The 21,975-nt window shown below is 62.1% G+C and carries 20 protein-coding genes; 16 read left to right on the top strand and 4 right to left on the bottom strand.

The genetic code is table 11. The features are described from left to right. Positions 1-19: 19 nt before the first annotated feature. The 3 genes from aceE (at position 20) to lpdA (ending at position 6,492) form a co-directional block, all read left to right on the top strand. Positions 20-2,716, top strand: coding sequence for a pyruvate dehydrogenase (acetyl-transferring), homodimeric type (gene aceE / locus DSC91_RS18955; protein WP_115780371.1), 2,697 nt, complete (start codon positions 20-22; stop codon positions 2,714-2,716). Between the two features lie 86 nt (positions 2,717-2,802). Next, on the top strand, positions 2,803-4,461 hold the full coding sequence (gene aceF, locus DSC91_RS18950; RefSeq protein ID WP_115780370.1) for a dihydrolipoyllysine-residue acetyltransferase: 1,659 nt from the start codon (positions 2,803-2,805) through the stop codon (positions 4,459-4,461). Between the two features lie 255 nt (positions 4,462-4,716). Further along, positions 4,717-6,492, top strand: coding sequence for a dihydrolipoyl dehydrogenase (gene lpdA / locus DSC91_RS18940; protein ID WP_115780369.1), 1,776 nt, complete (start codon positions 4,717-4,719; stop codon positions 6,490-6,492). A gap of 337 nt (positions 6,493-6,829) precedes the next feature. On the opposite strand, the gene DSC91_RS18935 is transcribed toward lpdA, so the two are convergent. Further along, positions 6,830-7,402 carry a phasin family protein gene (locus tag DSC91_RS18935; RefSeq protein WP_054038013.1) on the bottom strand — a complete coding sequence of 191 codons (573 nt, stop codon included), beginning with the start codon at positions 7,400-7,402 and terminating at the stop codon, positions 6,830-6,832. A gap of 774 nt (positions 7,403-8,176) precedes the next feature. Between DSC91_RS18935 and pbpG the strand changes: the two genes are divergently transcribed. Next, the gene (gene pbpG / locus DSC91_RS18925; RefSeq protein ID WP_115780367.1) at positions 8,177-9,361 is read left to right on the top strand and encodes a D-alanyl-D-alanine endopeptidase; all 1,185 of its coding nucleotides are present in this window, start codon (positions 8,177-8,179) and stop codon (positions 9,359-9,361) included. Positions 9,362-9,469: 108 nt separating this feature from the next. On the opposite strand, the gene DSC91_RS18920 is transcribed toward pbpG, so the two are convergent. Continuing rightward, the gene (locus DSC91_RS18920) at positions 9,470-10,276 is read right to left on the bottom strand and encodes an IclR family transcriptional regulator (protein ID WP_115780366.1); all 807 of its coding nucleotides are present in this window, start codon (positions 10,274-10,276) and stop codon (positions 9,470-9,472) included. Positions 10,277-10,455: 179 nt separating this feature from the next. On the opposite strand from DSC91_RS18920, the gene DSC91_RS18915 reads away from it, so the two are divergent. After that, positions 10,456-11,178, top strand: coding sequence for a (Fe-S)-binding protein (locus DSC91_RS18915; protein ID WP_115780365.1), 723 nt, complete (start codon positions 10,456-10,458; stop codon positions 11,176-11,178). A gap of 148 nt (positions 11,179-11,326) precedes the next feature. Beyond that, the gene (locus DSC91_RS18910; RefSeq protein WP_115780364.1) at positions 11,327-12,742 is read left to right on the top strand and encodes a lactate utilization protein B; all 1,416 of its coding nucleotides are present in this window, start codon (positions 11,327-11,329) and stop codon (positions 12,740-12,742) included. Positions 12,743-12,988: 246 nt separating this feature from the next. Here DSC91_RS18910 and DSC91_RS18905 read toward each other — a convergent pair whose 3' ends face one another. Continuing rightward, entirely contained in the window at positions 12,989-13,531 is a 543-nt protein-coding gene (locus DSC91_RS18905; protein ID WP_115780363.1) for a hypothetical protein, read from the bottom strand. A 269-nt stretch (positions 13,532-13,800) separates the two neighbouring features. On the opposite strand from DSC91_RS18905, the gene DSC91_RS18900 reads away from it, so the two are divergent. The 10 genes from DSC91_RS18900 (at position 13,801) to iscX (ending at position 21,024) form a co-directional block, all read left to right on the top strand. Continuing rightward, positions 13,801-14,040, top strand: coding sequence for a hypothetical protein (locus DSC91_RS18900; protein WP_115780362.1), 240 nt, complete (start codon positions 13,801-13,803; stop codon positions 14,038-14,040). A gap of 97 nt (positions 14,041-14,137) precedes the next feature. Beyond that, on the top strand, positions 14,138-14,635 hold the full coding sequence (locus tag DSC91_RS18895) for a low molecular weight protein-tyrosine-phosphatase (protein ID WP_115780361.1): 498 nt from the start codon (positions 14,138-14,140) through the stop codon (positions 14,633-14,635). Positions 14,636-14,777: 142 nt separating this feature from the next. Beyond that, positions 14,778-15,308: a Fe-S cluster assembly transcriptional regulator IscR gene (gene iscR, locus DSC91_RS18890; RefSeq protein ID WP_028199491.1), complete on the top strand. Its 531-nt coding sequence runs from the start codon at positions 14,778-14,780 to the stop codon at positions 15,306-15,308. A 74-nt stretch (positions 15,309-15,382) separates the two neighbouring features. Continuing rightward, a complete protein-coding gene (locus DSC91_RS18885; RefSeq protein ID WP_115780360.1) occupies positions 15,383-16,606 on the top strand; it encodes an IscS subfamily cysteine desulfurase in 1,224 nt (407 codons plus the stop codon). Positions 16,607-16,695: 89 nt separating this feature from the next. Next, a complete protein-coding gene (gene iscU, locus DSC91_RS18880; protein WP_115780359.1) occupies positions 16,696-17,109 on the top strand; it encodes a Fe-S cluster assembly scaffold IscU in 414 nt (137 codons plus the stop codon). Positions 17,110-17,306: 197 nt separating this feature from the next. After that, on the top strand, positions 17,307-17,630 hold the full coding sequence (iscA, locus tag DSC91_RS18875; protein WP_028199494.1) for an iron-sulfur cluster assembly protein IscA: 324 nt from the start codon (positions 17,307-17,309) through the stop codon (positions 17,628-17,630). A gap of 189 nt (positions 17,631-17,819) precedes the next feature. Then, entirely contained in the window at positions 17,820-18,347 is a 528-nt protein-coding gene (hscB, locus tag DSC91_RS18870; protein ID WP_115780358.1) for a Fe-S protein assembly co-chaperone HscB, read from the top strand. A 111-nt stretch (positions 18,348-18,458) separates the two neighbouring features. Further along, a complete protein-coding gene (gene hscA / locus DSC91_RS18865; protein WP_115780357.1) occupies positions 18,459-20,330 on the top strand; it encodes a Fe-S protein assembly chaperone HscA in 1,872 nt (623 codons plus the stop codon). 139 nt (positions 20,331-20,469) lie between these two features. Continuing rightward, positions 20,470-20,811, top strand: a complete 342-nt coding sequence (gene fdx, locus DSC91_RS18860) for an ISC system 2Fe-2S type ferredoxin (RefSeq protein ID WP_097389705.1) — start codon at positions 20,470-20,472, stop codon at positions 20,809-20,811. A gap of 15 nt (positions 20,812-20,826) precedes the next feature. Beyond that, on the top strand, positions 20,827-21,024 hold the full coding sequence (gene iscX, locus DSC91_RS18855; protein WP_007181290.1) for a Fe-S cluster assembly protein IscX: 198 nt from the start codon (positions 20,827-20,829) through the stop codon (positions 21,022-21,024). Positions 21,025-21,150: 126 nt separating this feature from the next. On the opposite strand, the gene DSC91_RS18850 is transcribed toward iscX, so the two are convergent. After that, complete coding sequence (locus DSC91_RS18850) at positions 21,151-21,903, bottom strand: glycine zipper 2TM domain-containing protein (RefSeq protein WP_115780356.1); 753 nt, start codon at positions 21,901-21,903, stop codon at positions 21,151-21,153. Positions 21,904-21,975 lie beyond the last annotated feature (72 nt).

The raw sequence follows: 21,975 nt of genomic DNA, 5'->3' as shown, positions 1-21,975 counted from the left end.
CTATATCCAGGAGACGAGCATGTCCGCTGTACCCGACGAAGTCATGAAATATGTCGCCGCTGAAAAAGACGACGATCCCCAGGAAACCGGCGAATGGCTTGAAGCGCTGGATGGCGTGATTTCTGCTGTGGGCCCCGACCGCGCTCACTACCTGATCGAAAAACAAATCGAATTCGCCCGCGTGCACGGCGAACATTTGCCGTTCTCAGCAAACACCCCCTACATCAATACGATTCCCGTGTCGCGTCAGGCGCCGATTCCCGGCGACCAGGACCTCGAGCACCGGATTCGCTCGTACACGCGCTGGAACGCCATTGCCATGGTGCTGCGCGCGGGCAAGGACACGAACGTCGGCGGCCATATCGCCTCGTTCGCGTCGGCCGCCACGCTGTACGACGTCGGCTACAACCACTTCTGGCATGCACCGTCGGCCGAACATGGCGGCGACCTCGTGTTCGTGCAGGGCCACTCGTCGCCGGGTGTGTACTCGCGCGCGTTCCTGCTCGGCCGTCTGACCGAAAACCAGCTCGACAACTTCCGTCAGGAAGTGGGCGGCGAGGGCATCTCGTCGTACCCGCACCCGTGGCTGATGCCGGACTTCTGGCAATTCCCGACCGTCTCGATGGGCCTCGGCCCGATCATGGCGATCTACCAGGCGCGTTTCATGAAGTACATGCAGGCGCGCGGCATCGCGAAGACCGAAGGCCGCAAGGTCTGGGCCTTCCTCGGCGACGGCGAAACGGATGAACCGGAATCGCTCGGCGCAATCGGCATGGCCGGCCGCGAACGCCTCGACAACCTCGTGTTCGTGATCAACTGCAATCTGCAGCGCCTCGACGGTCCGGTGCGCGGCAACGGCAAGATCATCCAGGAACTCGAAAGCGAATTCCGCGGCGCCGGCTGGAACGTCATCAAGGTCGTCTGGGGCAGCCGCTGGGATGCGCTGTTCCAACGCGACAAGTCGGGCGCGCTGATGCGCCGCATGATGGAAGTCGTCGACGGCGAATACCAGACGTACAAGTCGGAGTCGGGCGCGTATGTGCGCGAACACTTCTTCAACACGCCGGAACTGAAGGCGCTGGTCGCCGACTGGTCCGACGAGGACGTGTGGAACCTGAACCGTGGCGGCCACGATCCGCACAAGATCTACGCGGCGTTCACCGAAGCCACGAACGCCAAGGGCCAGCCGACCGTCATCCTCGCGAAGACGATCAAGGGCTACGGCATGGGCGAAGCCGGCCAGGCGATGAACATTACCCACCAGCAGAAAAAGCTGCATGTGGACCAGCTGAAGAAATTCCGCGACCAGTTCCGTCTGCCGATCTCCGACGAAGACCTCGTCCACGTGCCGTACCTCAAGTTCGAAGAAGGCTCGAAGGAACTCGAGTACATGCGCGCTCGCCGTCAGGACCTCGGCGGCTATCTGCCGGCGCGTCGCCAGAAGGCCGACTCGCTGCCGGTGCCGGCGCTCGACGCGTTCGAGCCGCTGCTGAAGGGCACGGGCGAAGGCCGCGAGATCTCCACGACGATGGCGTTCGTGCGGATCCTGAACATCCTGCTGAAAGACAAGTCGCTCGGTAAGCGCATCGTGCCGATCGTGCCGGACGAGTCGCGTACCTTCGGTATGGAAGGCCTGTTCCGTCAGATCGGTATCTGGAATCAGGAAGGCCAGAAGTACGTGCCGGAAGATTCCGACCAGCTGATGTTCTACCGCGAATCGGAATCCGGCCAGATCCTGCAGGAAGGGATCAACGAAGCCGGCGGCATGTGTGACTGGATCGCAGCCGCGACGTCGTATTCGACGCACGGCGAGATCATGATCCCGTTCTACATCTTCTACTCGATGTTCGGCTTCCAGCGCATCGGCGATCTGGCCTGGGCGGCGGGCGACATGCGTTCGCGCGGTTTCCTGCTGGGCGGCACGGCCGGGCGCACGACGCTGAACGGCGAAGGTCTGCAACACGAAGACGGCCACTCGCTCCTGTGGGCGGCATCGGTGCCGAACTGCATCAGCTACGACCCGACGTTCGGTTACGAACTCGCGGTCATCATGCAGGACGGTCTGCGTCGCATGGTTGCCGACCAGGAAGACGTGTACTACTACATCACGGTGATGAACGAGAACTACGAGCACCCGGCGATTCCGCAGGGCGATGCTGTAGCGGCCGACATCATCAAGGGTATGTATGCCTTCCGCAAAGCGGAAGCCGACGCAAAGGCGCCGCGCGTGCAACTGATGGGCGCGGGCACGATCTTCAACGAAGTGATCGCCGCTGCCGATCTGCTGAAGAACGACTGGGGCGTCGCTGCCGATCTGTGGAGCGTGCCGAGCTTCACCGAACTGGCTCGCGAAGGTCACGAAGTGCAGCGCTGGAACCTGCTGCACCCGACGGAAGAGAAGAAGCTCTCGCACGTCGAGAAGCTGCTGAAGGGTGCGCAAGGTCCGGTCATCGCATCGACCGACTACGTGCGCGCGCTGACCGAGCAGATCCGCGCGTTCGTGCCGCAGAAGTTCGTCGTGCTGGGCACGGATGGCTATGGCCGTTCGGACACGCGCGAAAAGCTGCGTCACTTCTTCGAAGTCGACCGCTACTGGGTCACGGTTGCCGCGTTGAATGCACTGGCAGACGAAGGCACGATCGAACGCAAGGTCGTCGCCGAGGCGCTCAAGAAGTACAACCTTGATCCCGCCAAACCCAACCCGATGACCGTCTAAGGCATCATTCCCCGTGTGCCACGGCGTGCGCGCCTGCTCCTGATCGACAGGAGCGGGTGGCGTGCGCGGCCCAGGAGACACTAACAATGAGTCAAGCGATCGAAGTCAAAGTGCCGGACATCGGCGATTACAAGGATATTCCTGTGATCGAGGTGCTGGTGAAGGCGGGTGATACCGTCGAGAAAGAGCAATCGCTCGTTACGCTGGAATCCGACAAGGCGACGATGGACGTGCCGAGCTCGGCCGCCGGCGTCGTCAAGGAAGTGAAGGTCAAGGTTGGCGACAACGTGTCGGAAGGCTCGCTGATCGTCGTGCTGGACGGTGCGGGTGCTGCTGCTCCCGCACCGGCTGCGGCGCCTGCTGCTGCACCGGTTGCGGCGCCGTCGCCTGCGCCGGCTGCTGCGCCTGCGTCCGCTGCCGCCGGCGGCGGTCTGCAGGAAGTCAAAGTGCCGGATATCGGCGACTACAAAGACATTCCCGTGATTGAAGTCTCGGTGAAGGTCGGCGATCGCGTCGAGAAAGAGCAGTCGCTGGTGACGCTCGAATCCGATAAGGCGACCATGGACGTGCCGAGCTCGGCCGCCGGCGTCGTCAAGGAATTGAAGGTCAAGGTCGGGGATGCCGTGTCGGAAGGCTCGGTCATCGTCGTGCTGGAAGCGGATGGCGCTGCTGCACCGGCTGCGGCTGCCGCACCGGCGCCGCGGCAGGAAGCGCTCGAGAAGCCGTCGGATGCGCCGGTTGCTCCTTCGCCCGCTCCGGCTTCGCCGTCTGCGCTCGCACAAGCACCGCTGATTCAGGCTGGCGAGGGTGGCGCTCGCCGTCCGAGCCACGCTTCGCCGTCCGTGCGCAAGTTCGCGCGCGAACTCGGCGTCGACGTGACTCAGGTGCAGGGCACGGGTCCGAAGGGCCGTATTACGCAAGCGGACGTGACCGGCTTCATCAAGGGTGTGATGACGGGGCAGCGTGCTGCGCCGGCAGGTGCTGCAGCGCCGGCTGCCGCGGGTGGCGGCGAATTGAATCTGCTGCCGTGGCCGAAGGTCGACTTCACCAAGTTCGGTCCGGTCGATCCGAAGCCGTTGTCGCGCATCAAGAAAATCTCGGGCGCGAATTTGCATCGCAACTGGGTCATGATTCCGCACGTCACGAATAACGACGAAGCGGACATCACCGATCTCGAAGCGCTGCGCGTGCAGTTGAACAAGGAAAACGAAAAGGCCGGCGTGAAGATCACGATGCTGGCGTTCGTGATCAAGGCGGTTGTGTCTGCCTTGAAGCAGTTCCCGACATTCAATGCCAGCCTCGACGGCGACAACCTGGTGTTCAAGCAGTATTTCCATATTGGATTTGCCGCCGATACGCCGAATGGTCTGGTCGTTCCGGTGATTCGCGATGCCGACAAGAAAGGGTTGATCGATATCGCGAAGGAAATGGCCGAGCTCTCGAAGCTCGCGCGTGATGGCAAGCTGAAGCCGGATCAGATGCAAGGCGGCTGCTTCTCGATTTCTTCGCTCGGCGGTATTGGCGGGACTAATTTCACGCCGATTATCAATGCGCCTGAAGTCGCCATTCTCGGGTTGTCGCGTGGTGCGATGAAGCCGGTTTGGGATGGCAAGCAGTTTGTGCCGCGTCTGACTTTGCCGCTTTCCTTGTCGTATGACCATCGGGTAATTGATGGTGCTGCGGCGGCGCGGTTCAATGCGTATCTGGGTGCGATTCTTGCCGATTTTCGGCGTGTGATTCTTTGATCTGATGTTGCGCGGGGCGCTGTGTTTATCAGTTATCCGCGTTTCTCGTTGAACCTGTTTTCATGTTGGTCTATTAGCGTCGCCCCTGTGCGGGGCGGCACCTACTTTTCTTTGTCTTCCAAAGAAAAGTAGGCAAAAGAAAGGCGCGTCCTTGGGCGGACAGCAAAGGTTGATTCTGTCCAGGGCGTTGCCGGCTTATAGGCTGCATTTTTTGGGTTCGTCGCCTCATCACGATCAATAAGAGAAGGGGACACTATGAGTCTCGTCGAAGTAAAAGTGCCGGATATCGGTGACTTCAAGGACGTCGATGTCATCGAAGTCAATATCAAACCGGGTGATGTCATCGAGAACGAACAGGCTCTCATGACGCTCGAGTCCGATAAGGCCTCCATCGAAGTGCCGAGCGATACCGCCGGCACGGTCAAGGAAGTGCGCGTCAAAGCCGGTGACAAAGTCTCGCAAGGCACACTCATCGCGCTTGTCGAAACGTCTGCAGACGCAGCGCCGGCCAAGGCGCCTGAGCAAGCACCCGCTCCGGCGGCAGCGCCTGCACCGGCGCCCGCGCCTGCGTCCAAAGCGGCTGCGCCCGCTCCGCAAGCCGGTAGCTTCGCCGGCAGCGCGGATATCGAGTGCGACATGCTCGTGCTCGGTTCGGGCCCCGGCGGTTACTCGGCGGCATTCCGCTCGGCCGACCTCGGCATGAAGACGGTGCTCGTCGAACGCTATTCAACGCTCGGCGGCGTCTGTCTGAATGTCGGCTGTATTCCGTCGAAGGCGCTGTTGCACACGGCGCTCGTCATCGACGAAGCGGAAGCGCTCGGCTCGCATGGCATCACGTTCGGCAAGCCGCAAATCGATCTCGACAAGCTGCGTGACTTCAAGTCGGGCGTCGTCAAGAAGCTCACCGGCGGTCTCGCCGGCATGGCCAAGATGCGCAAGGTCGAAGTCGTGACGGGCACGGGCTCGTTCGTCGATCCGCATCACATGGAAGTGCAGACCGAAGGCGGGAAGAAGGTCGTCAAGTTCAAGCAGGCAATCATCGCCGCAGGCTCGGAAGCGGTGAAGCTGCCGTTCATTCCGGAAGATCCGCGTGTGGTCGATTCGACCGGCGCGCTCGAACTGCGTCAGATTCCGCAACGCATGCTGGTGATCGGCGGCGGCATCATCGGCCTCGAAATGGCAACGGTGTACGCGACGCTCGGTGCGCAGATCGACGTGGTCGAAATGCTCGACGGTCTGATGGCCGGCGCGGATCGCGATCTGGTCAAGGTCTGGGAGAAGTACAACAGCAAGCGTTTCGCCAACGTCATGCTGAAGACCAAAACCACCGCGGCAGAAGCGAAGGACGACGGCATCTATGTGTCGTTCGAAGGCGAAAAGGCGCCGGCCGAAGCGCAACGCTATGACCTCGTGCTGGTCGCCGTCGGCCGCACGCCGAATGGCAAGAAGATCGGCGCGGACAAGGCCGGCGTGGCGGTAACGGATCGCGGCTTCATCGACGTCGACAAGCAGATGCGCACCAACGTGCCGCATATCTTCGCGATCGGCGATATCGTCGGTCAGCCGATGCTCGCGCACAAAGCCGTGCATGAAGCTCACGTCGCCGCCGAAGTCGCACATGGCGAAAAAGCGTACTTCGACGCGCTGCAGATCCCGTCGGTGGCCTACACCGATCCGGAAGTGGCGTGGGCCGGCAAGACGGAAGACCAGCTGAAGGCCGAGGGTATCAAGTACGGCAAGGCGGTGTTCCCGTGGGCCGCTTCGGGCCGCGCCATCGCCAACGGCCGTGACGAAGGCTTCACGAAGCTGTTGTTCGACGAAGAAACGCATCGCGTGATCGGCGGCGGGATCGTCGGTTTGAACGCGGGCGACCTGATCAGCGAAGTGTGTCTCGCGGTCGAAATGGGTGCGGACGCAACGGATATCGGTAAGACGATTCACCCGCACCCGACGCTCGGCGAATCGATCGGTATGGCCGCCGAGTTGTACGAAGGCGTCTGCACTGACCTGCCGCCGCAGAAAAAGAAGTAATGCGGCCGGGCTCGCCTGCATGCAGGCGAGCTTTGAAGAAGGCAGCAGAAGCAAAAAAAACGGCGCGCCCCGCAAAGGGCGCGCCGTTTTTTTTAGCAAGCAGCGTAGAGCGCTTGCCGTGAAGCAACGCATGCACCATGCGCCGCGCCTCTCAGGCAGCGGGAAAAAAAATCCCGGCCTTTCGCCGGGCAAACGATACGTTGTTCAACGTATCGGAGCGTTCGGCCAAATAGAACCGTGTGAGCGGCAACGGCACGACGCTGTTGCTTGCGATAACGCCGGCCCTGCCTGTGAGGCGGGCCGGCGTGATATGCAGGAAACTCGGCAGCTTTGAAACTTAGACTGCCTTCTTTGCCGAGCGCGATGCTTGTGCAGCGGCTTGCGACGCTGCCTTCGATGCGGCCGTTGCGGCAGCATTGAAGTTGCTTTCGGCGATTTCGACAGCTTGCTTGGTTGCCTTGTGGACCGTTTCGTACGTGGTGTTGGCGGCGGTGATAGCCGACTTCAGCACGGCGACAGCGGTTTCCGAACCGGCCGGGGCATTCTTCGCAACGTTTTCGACGAGCGACTGGACCTTGCGGTTTTGCTCTTCGAATTGGGCTTCTGCGACGCGGGTGAATTCACCTTGCGTTGCCGAAACGATTTCATACACGTGACGGCCGTATGACAGCGCCTTTTCAGCCACCGGCTGTGCGAGGCTCGCTTGCAGTGCCAGCAGTTCCTGCGCGTCCTTCACCGACAGCGCGCGCTGGGCATTTTCCTGGCTTTCCGCGAGCGTCGATTTCACGACTTGCAGGTTCAGTTCAACCAGCTTTTCGACGCCTTCGAATGCCTTGGTCGTCAGACCGAACAGCGTTTCAAAGTTGGCTTTCTGGGCTGCAGCGAATTGCTCAGGGGTCAGCAGAGTCATGGTTTACGCTCCTGGATCGCGGTCTGTCTGTGCGGACCGCATTGGGTTGGTGGCGAGACGCTCTCAGATCGTCTCCCCGGACCGCGATGTATTGTGCATCGCAGCAATGGTTCCTATTTTAGGATGGCGGCAACGAATGTCAAGTGTTTTTTGTGCGTCGCACAATGTTAAGAAATTGCTGATAAAACAACATCTTATGCAGCAAGCATGACATTCGTTTGACGCAGGTTGATTTGTCTGTTGCACCGTGCTGGTGCGGGATAAATCCGTATTTGTTACCGATTTCACGAGAGATTTTGACTACTTGATGAGGCGCAGCGCTGGCGGGGGCATCGATATTTGACAAAAAACCACCAATTGGCCGCGCCGATGTAAACCGGAAAGTGTCACGGAACGTTAATCCTCTATGCCGGTCGAATGCGCGTTGGCGGTCTCCAGCAGGCGTTTAACAGCTTGCGGCGAGACCTCTTCGACGTTCCGGTGCGCCGGCAACGCTTTACATGCCTGCGCTCTGACCGTATTTCCCCTGATCAAGGTTGTCTCGAAATTGCCGTTATGCTGAAAGAGTCGGCTCGATTCCGGCATATGGCGGCAAAGGCGAGACGAAGCGCGTTGGCGATCGTTTTTTTCGATCGAAGCGCGGCACTTATTCGTGTTTTTGCGATCGGAGCTTACAAGCCGGTTTAAGGAGCGCGTATAAGTGCTTCAAATTGCTAATTTTTCGTTGTTTTACTACACTTGCGGAAACCTCTCGCCGCTCCCTACCGAACACCCATGAAAACCGACATGTTTTCGTCGCTAAAAGTGATCCACGGCGCGGCCCGCAGCACCGCTCTGTCGGTGGCCGTCTCCATGGTCATCGCGGCGGCGTTCGCCACGCCTGTGAGCACTCTTGCCGCCACGCCCGCCACAACGGCAAAAACCTCCAAACATACGAAAGCGGCCAAAAAGCCCGCTGCGGCCGCCGCCGACAAAGTGTCGAGCAAGAAGGCCGTCAAAGGCGCCGCTGTAAAGACCGTGGCTGCCGCGGATGACGACGCGCCGCGCGCGAGCGTCAAGCGCAAGCGCGTGACGTACTCGTCGAACGGTCACCACCATTCGGTGATGCGCCGCGTCGCGTACGAACCGCGTCAGCCTAGCGTCGGCCAGGCTTTCGGTCTGCACGACACGCCGGACGCGCTGATGCTGCGTTCAAGCGTTGCCTACGTGATCGATCAGAACACCGGCGAATCGCTGTTCGACAAGAATTCGCGCGCCGTGGTGCCGATCGCGTCGATCACCAAGCTGATGACCGCGATGGTCGTGCTCGATTCGAAAGAGCCGATGACCGATCAGATCGAAGTCACCGACGAAGACCGCGACTACGAGAAGAACACCGGCTCGCGTCTGTCGGTGGGCTCGGTGCTCTCGCGCGAAGACATGCTGCACATCGCGCTGATGGCCTCGGAAAATCGCGCGGCCGCAGCGATGTCGCGTTATTTCCCGGGCGGCCGTCCGGCCTTTCTCGCGGCCATGAACGCGAAGGCCAAGCAACTCGGCATGACCGACACGCACTTTGAAAACCCCACGGGTTTGACGAGCCAGAACGTGTCGAGCGCGCGTGACCTCGTAAAGATGGTCAACGCGGCGTATCAGTATCCGCTGATCCGCAAGTTCTCCACCGATCACAGCTACGAGGTGTACACCGGCAAGCGTTCGCTGGCGTACAACAGCACAAATGCCCTGGTGCGTAACCCCACGTGGGACATCGGTCTGCAAAAGACCGGCTTCATCAACGAAGCGGGCGAGTGTCTCGTGATGCAGGCGACCATTCACGGTCGTCCGATGATCATCGTGCTGCTCGACTCGTCGGGTAAATACTCGCGCTTTGCGGACGCGACGCGTTTGCGCACGTGGCTCGATAACGGCGGCGACCAGCCGCGCATCACCAGCGCGGATGCAGGTGGCGCGGGCACCTGAATGAAGTTGCGCTAGCGCGCTCTGGCGGCCGGTTTTTGAACCGGCCAGAAAAAAGCCTCGCGGAATGCGAGGCTTTTTTATTGACTCGGAGGCAGGGCGGCCATCCGCTTACGCGTGCTGGGAATGTGTAGGCTCCTGCGGCGTCTGAGGGCGATAACCCAGCGACTCGGAAATCAACAGCGCCGTTTGGCTGAGCTGCCCCAGCCACGAATCCTGCAAGCGATCCGCCGGGGCCGACAGCGACAGGCCGGCGACCAGTTTGCCGGTGTCGTCGTAAATCCCCGCTGCGATGCATCGCACGCCCAGTTCCAGCTCTTCGTTGTCGCGTGCACAGGCCTGCTGGCGCACGTGCGACAGCTCGCGTTCAAGTTTGGTCAGATCGGTGATGCTGTTCTGCGTGTGACCGGACAGGCCGGTGCGCGTGGCGTAGGCCCGCACGCGGGTCGATTCGTCCGCGGCGAGGAAGAGCTTGCCGACCGAGGTCAGATGCAGCGGCGCGCGCCCGCCAATCGCCCGCACGACCTGCATGCCGGAGCGCTCGGAGTAGGCGCGTTCGATATAGACGATCTCGTCGCCCTGGCGCACCGACAGGTTCACGGTCTGCCCGGTTTGACGGTGCAGTTCGCGCATCGGCGTGAGTGCCGCGTCGCGTACCGACAGCCGCGCCTTCACCAGATTGCCCAGTTCGAGCAGGCGCATGCCGAGGCGGTAAGTGCCGGGGTCCGAGCGGTCGACCAGCCGGCACATCACCATGTCATTCAGGATGCGGTGCGCGGTGGACGGGTGCAGCTCCGTGCGGATGGCGAGTTCTTTCAGGCTGACCGGGTCGCTATGCGCGGCGAGTGCATCGAGCAAGCGCATCATGCGTTCGATCACCTGGATCGAAGTTTTGGGATCCGGGTTCGTGTCGCTCATGGGAGGAATCGGTTGATGCGTCAAACAGCGGAAATTGATTGTATCCCGTATTGTGAAAAGATGGAAAGCGGTTGGAACGCCTATTCCAATTTAACGTGGCATTCGTCCTATGCCTTCCGGCCGTTGGTATTGTTCGGCAAACAGCGGATAATCAGGGACGTTTTCCCGAAGGAGGGCTCATGCGAGTCGGATTGTTCGTCACCTGCCTGATCGACCTGATGCGTCCCGAGATCGGCTTTTCGGTCATCAAGCTGATCGAAGGCGCCGGTTTCGAGGTCATGGTGCCGCCCGCGCAAACCTGTTGCGGACAGCCCGCGTACAACTCGGGCGAGCGGCGCATTGCGCGCGATCTGGCCGAGAAAACCTTGCGCGAGTTCGAACAGTTCGACTATGTCGTGGTGCCGTCCGGTTCGTGCGGCGGCATGATCCGCGCGCATTACGGCGACCTGTTCGCGGACGATCCGGAGCTGATGAACCGCTTTGGCCGGTTGCGGGCCAAAGTGTTCGAGTTGACCGATTTCCTCGTCAATGTGGCCAAGGTGCAATTGCAGCCCGGCGAGTTCGCGGGCCAGGTGACGTACCACGATTCCTGCTCCGGGCTGCGCGAACTTGGGGTCAAGGCGCAACCGCGTGCGTTGCTGGCGCAGGTGGGCGTGGCGGTGACCGAAATGAAGGATTGCGAGCATTGCTGCGGCTTCGGCGGCACCTTCGCGATCAAGCACGGCGACATCTCCACGGCGATCGTCGACGAAAAATGCGCGAATATCGGCGCGAGCGGCGCCGGCACGGTGGTGCTCGGCGACCTCGGCTGCATGCTCAATATCGAAGGCCGCTTGCGGCGCACCGGCGATACCGCCACGCGCGTGCTGCACATCGCCCAGGTGCTGGCCGGCGACGCTTGAAGATCGTCGCAGGGCGCGAACGGGCGCACTTGATCCGGCACACGCCCATTCGCGCAGTTCACCAGCCGCAGTTCAACCGCCGCATTTCAGCCAAATTTAGTTCGCGCATTTCAACCGCGCATTTCACTCGAATACGCTCAAGGCCGCCATGCAAGTCCAATCGATGCATTTCAAGGCCCGCGCGGGCCAGAAACTCGCCGACCAGCGTCTGCAGCAGAACCTCACCAAGCTGTCGACCAAGTTCGTGTCGGCTCGCGCCGCGGCCATGACCGCAATCGATTTCCCCGCTACTCGCGCCGCGCTCAAGGAGCGCCGCAATCGTGCGCTGGAAAATCTCGACGTGTGGCTCGAGACCTTCGAACGTGAAGCGAGCCGGCGCGGCGTCACGGTCCTGTTCGCGGAGACGACGCAGGAGGCCGCGCGCCTCGTCGGCGATATTGCGCGCCGGCACGATGTGAAGAAGGTGATCAAGACCAAATCGATGGTCACCGAGGAAATGCGTCTGAACGAAGTGCTGGGGCAGATGGGCGTGCAATCGATCGAAACCGATCTGGGCGAATACATTCTGCAGATCAACGACAACGAGCCGCCCAGCCACATCATCGCGCCGGTCGTTCATAAGGATAAGGACGAGATCGCCGACCTCTTCGCGAAAACGCATCACCGGCCGCGTCTGACGGAGATCACCGACATGACCCGCGAAGCACGCGAGATGCTGCGGCCGCACTTCATGACCGCGGACATGGGCGTGACAGGCGGCAATTTCGTGGTGGCGGAGACGGGCTCGGTCGTGCTGGTCACGAACGAAGGCAACGAGGGCATGTGCACGGTGATGCCACGCGTGCATGTGGCTGTGACCGGCATCGAGAAAGTGCTGCCCACGCTGGAAGATCTGGCGACAGCCATGCGTCTGCTGCCGCGCTCGGCAACCGGCCAGGCCACGTCTAACTATTTTTCCGTGCTGACCGGGCCGCGCGGCGCGGGCGATCAGGACGGTCCCGAGCATATGTACGTGGTGCTGGTCGACGGCGGGCGCACGGGGCTGATCGGCGGCGACTTCCAGGACATGTTGCGCTGTATCCGCTGTGGCGCCTGCATGAACCACTGTCCGGTGTATCAGAAGGTGGGCGGTCATGCCTACGGCTGGGTTTATCCGGGGCCGATGGGGTCGGTGCTGACGCCGAGTTATGTCGGGATCGACAAGGCGCTGGATCTGCCTCAGGCGGCGACGTTGTGCGGCGAGTGCAACAGCGTGTGTCCGGTGGGCATTCCGTTGTCCGATCTGCTGCGCAAGCTGCGCGAGAAGCAGGTCGAGCGGCGCCTGCGGCCATGGCGGGAGCGGGCAGGGCTCGCGGTTTGGGGTTTCCTCGCGCTGCACCCGGATGCTTACGCGCTGTTCACCAAGCTGGCCGTTCGCGTGCTGGAAAGAATGGGCGGGCGAAATCGTTCGATTGCCAGACTGCCGCTGGGCGGCGCGGGCTGGACCAATACGCGCGACATGCCGGCACCGGTCGGCCGCACGTTCCGAGAGTTGTACGCCGCGCAACGCAGCCATATTGGCTGAATGCGCGTCACGGCCGTTATGGTTTGTGCGGCTGGTGGAGTGTGGCGCGAAGCCGGCTACTTAGGCTAGCCAGCTTCTCGCTTTGTCTCTGACGCGTCTGGACTGGAGCCGCCGGCCTGAAGCTGCCTGCCAAGGGCAATTCGCCCGAAACACGTCCGCAATACCCGCCCGCATACCCGCCAAGCCCGCCAACTGCGGGAGCCATGACGCGAGACTGCGACTACGTCTGTCCCATTCCCTTCCGGGTCAATGGTTCGTCATCTCAGGCTGGCGGCTGTAACTGCCTCTGGCTTGCGCATTGCCCCCATTGCCACGCCCACCGCCATTACCTGCCTGCTGTGGCGGAGGCGCGCTGCCTGCGCCCGGCCGTGGCGCGCTAGATCCACTCGGTCCCCTTGGCCCGCTCACCGCGCCTTGAGGCGGCGGTCCTCCGTGTTGCCCACCGTTCGGCTGACCGTGCCAGCCGCCGTTATCTCCCCGGTTGCCGTTGTTGCCATCGTTGCCGTTATTCGGTCGTCCCCGATCCGGATAGCCCCGATACCCGGGCCCGGGTCCGTAATAGCGGCCCGGCCCGTTGTAGTAACCCGGGCCCCAGTAATTGCTGTAGCCCATGTAGACGTTGGTTTGCGGCACAACCGGCACGCCGGCGGCGTAGCCATCGTAGTCGTCATAACCGCTGTAGCCGCCGCCATAGCCGTAGCCGACCGGCGTGCCGTCCGGATAGACGGCGCAGCCGCCTAGCAATGCAGCAATGACCATGAGGCCGCCGAGGGGAGCAATACGTTTCATTGGAACGACCAGTGCGAAAATTTCATAACTGTAAGACAGCTATTATCGCTAACCGTCGCGCCAGTTTTGTATGCGTTTGTAAGGATTTCTTTTTCATAACGCGACTCAGGTCGACGTCGTCCGCCGCAAACCAGTCAGTGGACTGTTCCACCCAGCGCAACGCTGTATCTCGCGCCAGTGGGTTTTTCCCGATTGTGAATTTCTATAGCATTTGGACTGGGCATAGTGGGTCACGAGCTCGCGAGCCCCTAATCGGAAGAAACGACATCATGAAAAAGACAATATCGGTGTACTGGCCCCTTGCCATCGTTGTGCCGCTTGCCGTGGCGGCCTATCTGCACATTGGCGGCGATGCTGCTTCGCGCTCCTCGCAAGCTCCGCTCGCGGCTGATCAGTTGACCGCGGAGCTGGCGCGCGCCGTCTCGTACGGCATGGTCGACACCAGGGCGACGTTGCCGGCCAAACCCATGCACGCCGTCACGGCAATGCCGGTGGCCGAAGCGTCTTGAATGCGTAGGCTCCGGCGCGATCCGGTCGACCTTTGTATAATCGCGGCACTGTTTCCCAACTGCCGATCCGCGGACGGCTAGCGTCCGAAAGCCTCTGATGAAAACCGTGTCCGTCTGCTTTGTCTGCCTGGGGAACATCTGTCGTTCGCCGACCGCGGAAGGCGTGATGCGCCGTCTGGTCGAGGAGGCAAAGCTCGCGGAGCGCGTTCTGATCGATTCCGCCGGCACGGGCGACTGGCACATCGGTCAGCCGCCTGACGACCGCGCGCAGCATGCGGCCGAACAGCGGGGTTATGAGTTGGCCGCCTTGCGTGGACGCCAGATCGCTGCCGCCGACTTCGAGCGCTTCGATCTGCTGATCGCGATGGACGACAAAAACGTTGCCGCACTGCGTCAGATTTGTCCGGCGGAGCAGCGGGACAAAATCCGCCTGCTAATGGAGTTCGTGCCTGAGGCAGATGGCCGCTGGAGCGGTGCCCGCGAAGTCGCCGACCCCTATTTTGGCGGCGCTGAAGGGTTTGAACGGGTGCTGGATCAATGCGAAGCAGCCTGCCGGGGACTGATCGCCGCGTTGCGTCCTCAATTGACGACGTAAGGCCGGCGCGTCATCGGTGAAGTTTGGGCCCGCTTATCCAGCAATTAAGCAAATGACCCAAATCACGATAGGGATACTTGACTAATTCAGTCATGTATTTATACTTGACCAAACTTGTCGAGAATTGCGGTTCCCACACCATATGAGACTCACCACGAAAGGCCGTTTCGCCGTCACGGCGATGATTGACCTGGCACTGCGCCAGGAGCAGGGCCCGGTGACGCTTGCAGGTATCAGCCAGCGCCAACATATCTCCCTGTCTTATCTCGAGCAGCTGTTCGGCAAGCTGCGTCGTCACGAAATCGTCGAGTCCGTGCGCGGACCGGGCGGCGGCTACAATCTGGCCCGCCGCGCTGAAGACGTGACTGTCGCCGACATCATCATCGCGGTCGACGAACCGCTCGATGCCACCCAATGCGGCGGCAAGGGCTCGTGCGAGGGCACCAAACAGCACGATGGCCACTGCATGACGCACGAATTGTGGTCGACGCTGAACCAGAAAATGGTCGAGTACCTGGATTCGGTCTCCCTGAAAGATCTGGTCGATCAGCAGCGTTCGCGCGAAGGTGCGCCGGCGGTGTTGCGCGACCGGCGCAACGAGGCGCCGGCTGTCGAACCCGCCCGCGTCGTGCCGAAAGGGCCCAATTCAGTTTTCAACATGGCCGGTTCCTAGGCGCGGCAATCTGAACGCACCGCAGCCTGATCAGAAACCCAGAAGCCAGAGCAATGACGTCCCCGGAGCAATTGATGAACAACGACACTCTCCACCTGCCCATTTACATGGACTACAGCGCGACGACGCCGATCGATCCGCGCGTGGTGGACAAGATGATTCCGTACCTGCGCGAGCAGTTCGGCAACCCCGCGTCGCGCAGCCATTCGTATGGCTGGGCCGCGGAACGTGCGGTCGAGGAAGCACGCGAGAACGTCGCCGCGTTGGTGAACGCCGATCCGCGCGAAATCATCTGGACCTCGGGCGCAACGGAGTCGGACAACCTCGCGCTCAAGGGTGCCGCGCACTTCTACAAAAGCAAGGGCAAGCACATCGTCACGGTGAAGACCGAGCACAAGGCTGTGCTCGACACCTGCCGCGAACTCGAGCGCGAAGGCTTCGAAGTCACGTATCTGGATGTGAAGGAAGACGGCCTGATCGACCTCGATACGTTCAAGGCCGCGCTGCGCCCGGACACGATTCTGGTGTCGGTCATGTCTGTGAACAACGAGATCGGCGTGATCCAGGACATCGAGGCGATCGGCGAGATCACCCGTGAAAAAGGCATCATTTTCCACGTCGACGCGGCGCAAGCCACCGGCAAGGTCGCGATCGATCTGCAAAAGCTGAAGGTCGACCTGATGTCGTTCTCGGCCCACAAGACGTATGGTCCGAAGGGCATTGGCGCGCTGTACGTGCGCCGCAAGCCGCGCATCCGTATCGAAGCGCAGATGCACGGCGGCGGTCACGAGCGCGGCATGCGTTCGGGCACGCTGGCAACGCACCAGATCGTCGGTATGGGCGAAGCGTTCCGTATCGCGCGTGAAGAAATGGCGACGGAAAACGAACGCATCCGCATGCTGCGCGACCGGTTGCTGCGCGGCCTGCAGGACATGGAAGAAACGTATGTGAACGGCGACATGGAAAAGCGTGTGCCGCACAATCTGAACATCAGCTTCAATTTCGTCGAAGGCGAATCGCTGATCATGGCGGTGAAGGACGTGGCGGTGTCGTCGGGTTCGGCGTGTACGTCGGCTTCGCTGGAACCGTCGTACGTGCTGCGCGCACTCGGTCGCAACGACGAGCTGGCGCATAGCTCGATCCGCTTCACGGTTGGCCGTTTCACGACGGAGCAGGATGTCGATTACGTGATCAACCTGTTGAAGACCAAAATTTCGAAGCTGCGCGATTTGTCGCCGCTGTGGGAAATGCACCAGGACGGGATCGATATTTCGACGATCAAGTGGGCTGCGCACTGACGCGCCAACGCTTAAGCGGCGCGCTTTGCGTCGCGGTTTGCGTCGATCACGCAACGAATGCAGGTTGAAACGAAACAAGGAGTGTAATCATGTCTTATAGCGCAAAGGTTCTGGACCACTACGAAAACCCGCGCAACGTCGGTTCCTTCGCGAAGGACGACGATGCGGTCGGCACCGGCATGGTCGGCGCGCCGGCTTGCGGCGACGTGATGAAGCTGCAGATCCGCGTGGGCGCGGACGGCATCATCGAAGACGCGAAGTTCAAGACGTATGGCTGCGGTTCGGCGATCGCGTCGAGCTCGCTCGTCACCGAATGGGTGAAGGGCAAGACGCTCGATCAGGCCATGTCGATCAAGAACACGCAGATCGCCGAAGAACTGGCGCTGCCGCCGGTGAAGATCCACTGCTCGATCCTCGCGGAAGACGCGATCAAGGCGGCGGTCGCCGACTACAAGCAACGCCACGGTGAAGCGGTCGTCGAAGGCGACCAGCAACACGCGTAAGCGGCAGTCGAGCGCGCGGTCGGGTGCTCGTTTGAGTGCTTATCTGGGCGCGCTGTTGAGTGCTTATCCGGGTGAGCCGAAGCGGGCGGCGCAGGCAACAAACACCGTCCGGCATGAGCGATATTTGAAGCAGGCAGGGTAGCAGCGCGTCAGTAGGCACAGGAGTGACGAACACGCGCGGCGCAATGAGAAACGCTATGGCAATTACGTTGACCGAAAAGGCAGCACAGCACGTCCAGAAGTATCTGACTCGTCGCGGCAAGGGTGTCGGGCTGCGCGTGGGCGTGCGCACGACCGGTTGCTCGGGTTTGGCCTACAAGCTCGAGTACGTGGATGAACTCGCGCCCGAAGACGAAGTGTTCGACTGCAACGGCGTGAAGATCATTGTCGACCCGAAGAGCCTCGCCTATATCGACGGCACCGAACTCGACTTCGCACGCGAAGGGTTGAACGAAGGCTTCAAGTTCAACAACCCGAACGTGAAGGACGAGTGCGGTTGCGGCGAATCGTTCCGCGTATAAATCGGCTCATTCCGCGTGCAGCGGATCAAAGGCGGCGCGGGCCGCCTTTTTAGTTTCATCCGCGCATCCGGGTTGGTGCTTTCCGGCTGACTTTGCCGCCGGATCCGCCGGCGAATCTCCACGGCGCTTTCGATCTGCGTTTTTAGCCTGCACTCCGGTGCGCTTTCCTTAACGGACTCCTTTTATCCGATGGCCTCGCTGAACGACAGCCACTTCGACCTGTTCGATCTGCCGGCGCAATTCGCGCTCGACGCAGCGGCACTCGATCACGCCTACCGCACGGTGCAGGCGCAAGTGCATCCGGACCGCTTCGCGGCGGCGGGCGACGCGCAAAAGCGCGTGGCGATGCAGTGGGCGACGCGTGCCAACGAGGCGTACCAGACGCTGCGCGATCCGTTGAAGCGCGCGACCTATCTCTTGCATGTGCGCGGCATCGACATCGGCGCGCAGAACAATACGGCGATGGAGCCGGCGTTTCTGATGCAGCAGATGGAGTGGCGCGAAGGGATTGAAGACGCGGCCGCGGCGAAGAACGTCGACGCGCTCGACGCCTTGCTGGCCGAGCTGCGCGACGAAGAGCGCATGCGTTTCGACAAGCTCGGTGCGCTGCTCGACAGCGGCGCGAATCAGGCGGCGGGCGAGGCGGTGCGGCAGTTGATGTTCATCGAGCGGGTGGCATCGGAAATCGGCACACAGATCGAACGGCTCGAGAGCTAGCGGTCCGGCGTGCGCCGGTGGTGCGTACGCGTACGCGGCGAGAGCAGCCGTAGCAATATATCCAGTAACGCAAAATTCAGGACGGGGCCAGGCGGCCCCGGGAATATCCAGATGGCCCTACTGCAAATCTCCGAACCCGGCATGGCGCCGGCGCCCCATCAGCGGCGTCTGGCGGTCGGTATCGATCTCGGCACCACCAATTCCCTCGTTGCCGCCGTGCGCAGCGGCGTGCCCGACGTGCTGCCCGACGAAGACGGCTATGCGCTGCTGCCGTCGGTGGTGCGTTACCTGGAAAAGGGCGGCCGCCGTATCGGCCGCACGGCCAAGGCTGAAGCCGCGACCGATCCGCGCAACACCATCGTGTCGGTCAAGCGCTTCATGGGCCGCGGCAAGGCGGAAGTGGAAGGCGCCGAGAACGCGCCGTACGATTTCGTCGACGCGCCCGGCATGGTGCAGATCCGTACCGTCGACGGCGTGAAGAGCCCGGTCGAAGTGTCGGCGGAAATTCTCGCGACGCTGCGTCAGCGAGCGGAAGACACGCTCGGCGACGAACTGGTCGGCGCGGTTATCACCGTACCGGCGTATTTCGACGAAGCACAGCGCCAGGCGACCAAGGACGCGGCGCGTCTGGCCGGCCTGAACGTGCTGCGTCTCCTGAACGAGCCGACCGCGGCCGCGATCGCCTACGGTCTCGATAACGGCTCCGAAGGCCTCTACGCAGTCTACGACCTCGGCGGCGGCACCTTCGATCTGTCGATTCTGAAGCTCACCAAGGGGGTGTTCGAAGTGCTCGCGGCGGGCGGCGATTCCGCGCTCGGCGGCGACGATTTCGACCATGCCCTGTATCGCCACGTGCTGGAGCAGGCAGGCATTGCGCCGCAAACGCTCGCGCCCGAAGACGTCCGCCTGCTGCTCGACAGCGTACGCGTGACCAAGGAGACGTTGTCCGACGCGCCGGGTGCAAAGGTACAGGCAACGCTCTCGAACGGCGCACAGATCGATCTGACGATCGACGAGGCCACTTTCGAGGCCATCACTCAGGCGCTGGTCCAGCGTACGCTTGGGCCGACGAAGAAGGCGCTGCGCGACGCCAAGGTTGCGACCAGGGACATCAAGGGCGTGGTGCTGGTCGGCGGCGCGACGCGCATGCCGGTGATCCGCCGCGCGGTCGAGTCGTTCTTCGGCCAGCCGCCGCTCATCAATCTGGACCCGGATCAGGTGGTCGCGCTTGGCGCGGCGATCCAGGCCGATCTGCTCGCCGGCAATCGCGGCGCGGACGGCGACGACTGGCTGCTGCTCGACGTCATTCCGCTGTCGCTCGGCGTCGAAACGATGGGCGGTTTGACCGAGAAGATCATCCCGCGCAATTCGACGATCCCGGTCGCCCGCGCGCAGGATTTCACGACCTTCAAGGACGGCCAGACGGCCATGGCGATCCACGTCGTGCAAGGCGAGCGCGAGCTCGTCAGCGATTGCCGTTCGCTCGCGCGCTTCGAGTTGCGCGGCATTCCGCCGATGGCCGCCGGCGCGGCGCGGATTCGCGTCACGTATCAGGTCGACGCGGACGGCCTGTTGTCCGTGTTCGCGCGCGAACAGGGCTCGGGCGTGGAAGCGTCGGTGGTGGTCAAGCCGTCCTACGGTCTCGCCGACGACGACATCGCCCGGATGCTCGAAGAGAGCTTCTCGACCGCCGAAATCGACATGCGCGCGCGCGCGCTGCGTGAGGCGCAGGTCGAAGCGCGCCGTCTCGTCGAAGCCACCGATGCGGCGCTCGCCGCCGACGCCGAATTGCTCGACGACAGCGAACGCGCGGAACTCGACACGCTGCTCAACGCGTTGCGCGACATCGCCCAGAGCGACGATGCCGACGCCATCGAAGCCGCGACCAAAACGCTTGCCGAAGGCACCGACGAATTCGCCGCCCGCCGCATGAACAAGGGCATTCGCCGCGCGCTGGCCGGCCGCAAGCTCGACGAGATCTGAGACTGGCGGCATGGCCCGCACCCCGTGCGTCGGCCGGCAATGAATCGCGCCGCACGGACTTAAAAAGTCCGCGCGGCGCCAGTAAAATGGTACGGAGCCTGTTTGCAGCCGCCGTGCCGCAGACCCAAACGGAAAATGTATGCCTCAAATCGTTGTGCTGCCTCACGTCGAACTGTGCCCTGAAGGCGCGGTGATCGACGCCGTGCCCGGCAAGAGCATCTGCGACAGTCTGCTCGAACACGGCATCGAAATCGAGCACGCATGCGAGAAGTCCTGCGCGTGCACGACTTGTCACGTGATCGTGCGTGAGGGTTTCGCCGCCTTGACGCCGTCCGAGGAAGACGAGGACGATCTGCTGGACAAGGCGTGGGGGCTCGAACCGGCCTCGCGTCTGTCGTGCCAGGCGATGGTGCCGGCCGAGCAGGATCTGGTCGTCGAAATCCCGCGCTACTCGATCAATCACGCGAAGGAAAATCACTAACTGGAGGATGCAGCCATGAAGTGGACCGATACGCAAGACATCGCGATGGCCTTGACTGACAAGCACCAGGACATCGATCCGCAACAGGTGCGCTTCACTGATTTGCACCGTTGGGTGACCGAGCTGGAAGGTTTCGACGACGATCCCAACCGCTCGAACGAAAAGATCCTTGAAGCGATTCAGGCTGCATGGATCGAAGACGCGGACTACTGAGCACAAGGCCGGCTTGTCCGCTGGCGGCGGGGTGCGATTGATGCCGCTCCGGCCGCGGCAAAGAAAAAGGCGATTCCATCGGAATCGCCTTTTTTAACGCCTGGAGAACCTTCAGGCAGTCAGCGGTCAGCTTGCTACGAGCGTGCCGTTTTCGACCCGCACGCGCTGGCCTTGCTGGAACGGCGGCGCTTCGTGATACGTGAAGTAGCGCGTCTTGCCGTTTTCCATGCGCACCCGCACGGAATAGGACGTCGTGCTGCGGAGGTGCTTTTCAACCGAGTTGCCGGCGAGGCCGCCGCCGAGCGCGCCCAGCACCGTCATCGCGGTACGGCCGTTGCCGCTGCCGAACTGGTTGCCGACTACGCCGCCGGCCACTGCGCCGCCGACCGCACCGATACCCGTGCCATGGCCTTCCTGACGGACCGCCGAGATGCCTTCGACCGTGCCGCAGGTCGAGCAGTAGGCCGGTTGCGACGGTTGTTGCTGAGCGTACTGAGGCGCCGGTTGGGCCTGTTGCTGCTGGGCGTACTGAGGTGCCGGCTGGGCCTGTTGCTGTTGAGCGTACTGTTGTTGCTGCTGCATCGGCGCCGGGGCGCGTTGAGACGCCTGTTGCTGCGCTGCCTGTTGAGCTTCGGCCTGCGCGGCTGCCTGTTGAGCTGCCGGATTGGCCGGCGCCGCTGAATCGACCACGCCCGGCTGGGTGGTCACTTGCGCAGCCTGGGTCTGATCGGTTTGCGCGCCGCTGCTCGACGCCTTCGGGAACAGGCCCGTGATGGCCGCCGTCGCGGCGAGGCTGGCGATGATGACTGCACCCGCGGCAGTCGCGACGAGCGGGTGAAGACGACGTTGTTGCGTGGTTTTGGTATCTGGATTGTCCATATTGGCCTCCGTCTGGAGCAGAGTCGACTGTTATTGAGACTGAGTGTCGGGTAAATCGATCCCGGGAAGGTT

The sequence above is a fragment of the Paraburkholderia caffeinilytica genome, assembly GCF_003368325.1.
Taxonomy (GTDB): domain Bacteria; phylum Pseudomonadota; class Gammaproteobacteria; order Burkholderiales; family Burkholderiaceae; genus Paraburkholderia; species Paraburkholderia caffeinilytica.
This window is presented reverse-complemented; position numbering and strand designations above follow the sequence as displayed.

Coding starts and splice junctions, on each gene's coding strand:
- pbpG (WP_115780367.1), top strand. CDS start 8,177: ATGAAAACCGACATGTTTTCGTCGCTAAAAGTGATCCACGGCGCGGCC.
- aceF (WP_115780370.1), top strand. CDS start 2,803: ATGAGTCAAGCGATCGAAGTCAAAGTGCCGGACATCGGCGATTACAAG.
- DSC91_RS18910 (WP_115780364.1), top strand. CDS start 11,327: ATGCAAGTCCAATCGATGCATTTCAAGGCCCGCGCGGGCCAGAAACTC.
- hscB (WP_115780358.1), top strand. CDS start 17,820: ATGGCCTCGCTGAACGACAGCCACTTCGACCTGTTCGATCTGCCGGCG.
- iscR (WP_028199491.1), top strand. CDS start 14,778: ATGAGACTCACCACGAAAGGCCGTTTCGCCGTCACGGCGATGATTGAC.
- DSC91_RS18915 (WP_115780365.1), top strand. CDS start 10,456: ATGCGAGTCGGATTGTTCGTCACCTGCCTGATCGACCTGATGCGTCCC.
- iscX (WP_007181290.1), top strand. CDS start 20,827: ATGAAGTGGACCGATACGCAAGACATCGCGATGGCCTTGACTGACAAG.
- DSC91_RS18900 (WP_115780362.1), top strand. CDS start 13,801: ATGAAAAAGACAATATCGGTGTACTGGCCCCTTGCCATCGTTGTGCCG.
- DSC91_RS18920 (WP_115780366.1), bottom strand. CDS start 10,276: ATGAGCGACACGAACCCGGATCCCAAAACTTCGATCCAGGTGATCGAA.
- DSC91_RS18935 (WP_054038013.1), bottom strand. CDS start 7,402: ATGACTCTGCTGACCCCTGAGCAATTCGCTGCAGCCCAGAAAGCCAAC.
- iscU (WP_115780359.1), top strand. CDS start 16,696: ATGTCTTATAGCGCAAAGGTTCTGGACCACTACGAAAACCCGCGCAAC.
- DSC91_RS18850 (WP_115780356.1), bottom strand. CDS start 21,903: ATGGACAATCCAGATACCAAAACCACGCAACAACGTCGTCTTCACCCG.
- DSC91_RS18885 (WP_115780360.1), top strand. CDS start 15,383: ATGAACAACGACACTCTCCACCTGCCCATTTACATGGACTACAGCGCG.
- DSC91_RS18895 (WP_115780361.1), top strand. CDS start 14,138: ATGAAAACCGTGTCCGTCTGCTTTGTCTGCCTGGGGAACATCTGTCGT.
- lpdA (WP_115780369.1), top strand. CDS start 4,717: ATGAGTCTCGTCGAAGTAAAAGTGCCGGATATCGGTGACTTCAAGGAC.
- hscA (WP_115780357.1), top strand. CDS start 18,459: ATGGCCCTACTGCAAATCTCCGAACCCGGCATGGCGCCGGCGCCCCAT.
- iscA (WP_028199494.1), top strand. CDS start 17,307: ATGGCAATTACGTTGACCGAAAAGGCAGCACAGCACGTCCAGAAGTAT.
- fdx (WP_097389705.1), top strand. CDS start 20,470: ATGCCTCAAATCGTTGTGCTGCCTCACGTCGAACTGTGCCCTGAAGGC.
- aceE (WP_115780371.1), top strand. CDS start 20: ATGTCCGCTGTACCCGACGAAGTCATGAAATATGTCGCCGCTGAAAAA.
- DSC91_RS18905 (WP_115780363.1), bottom strand. CDS start 13,531: ATGAAACGTATTGCTCCCCTCGGCGGCCTCATGGTCATTGCTGCATTG.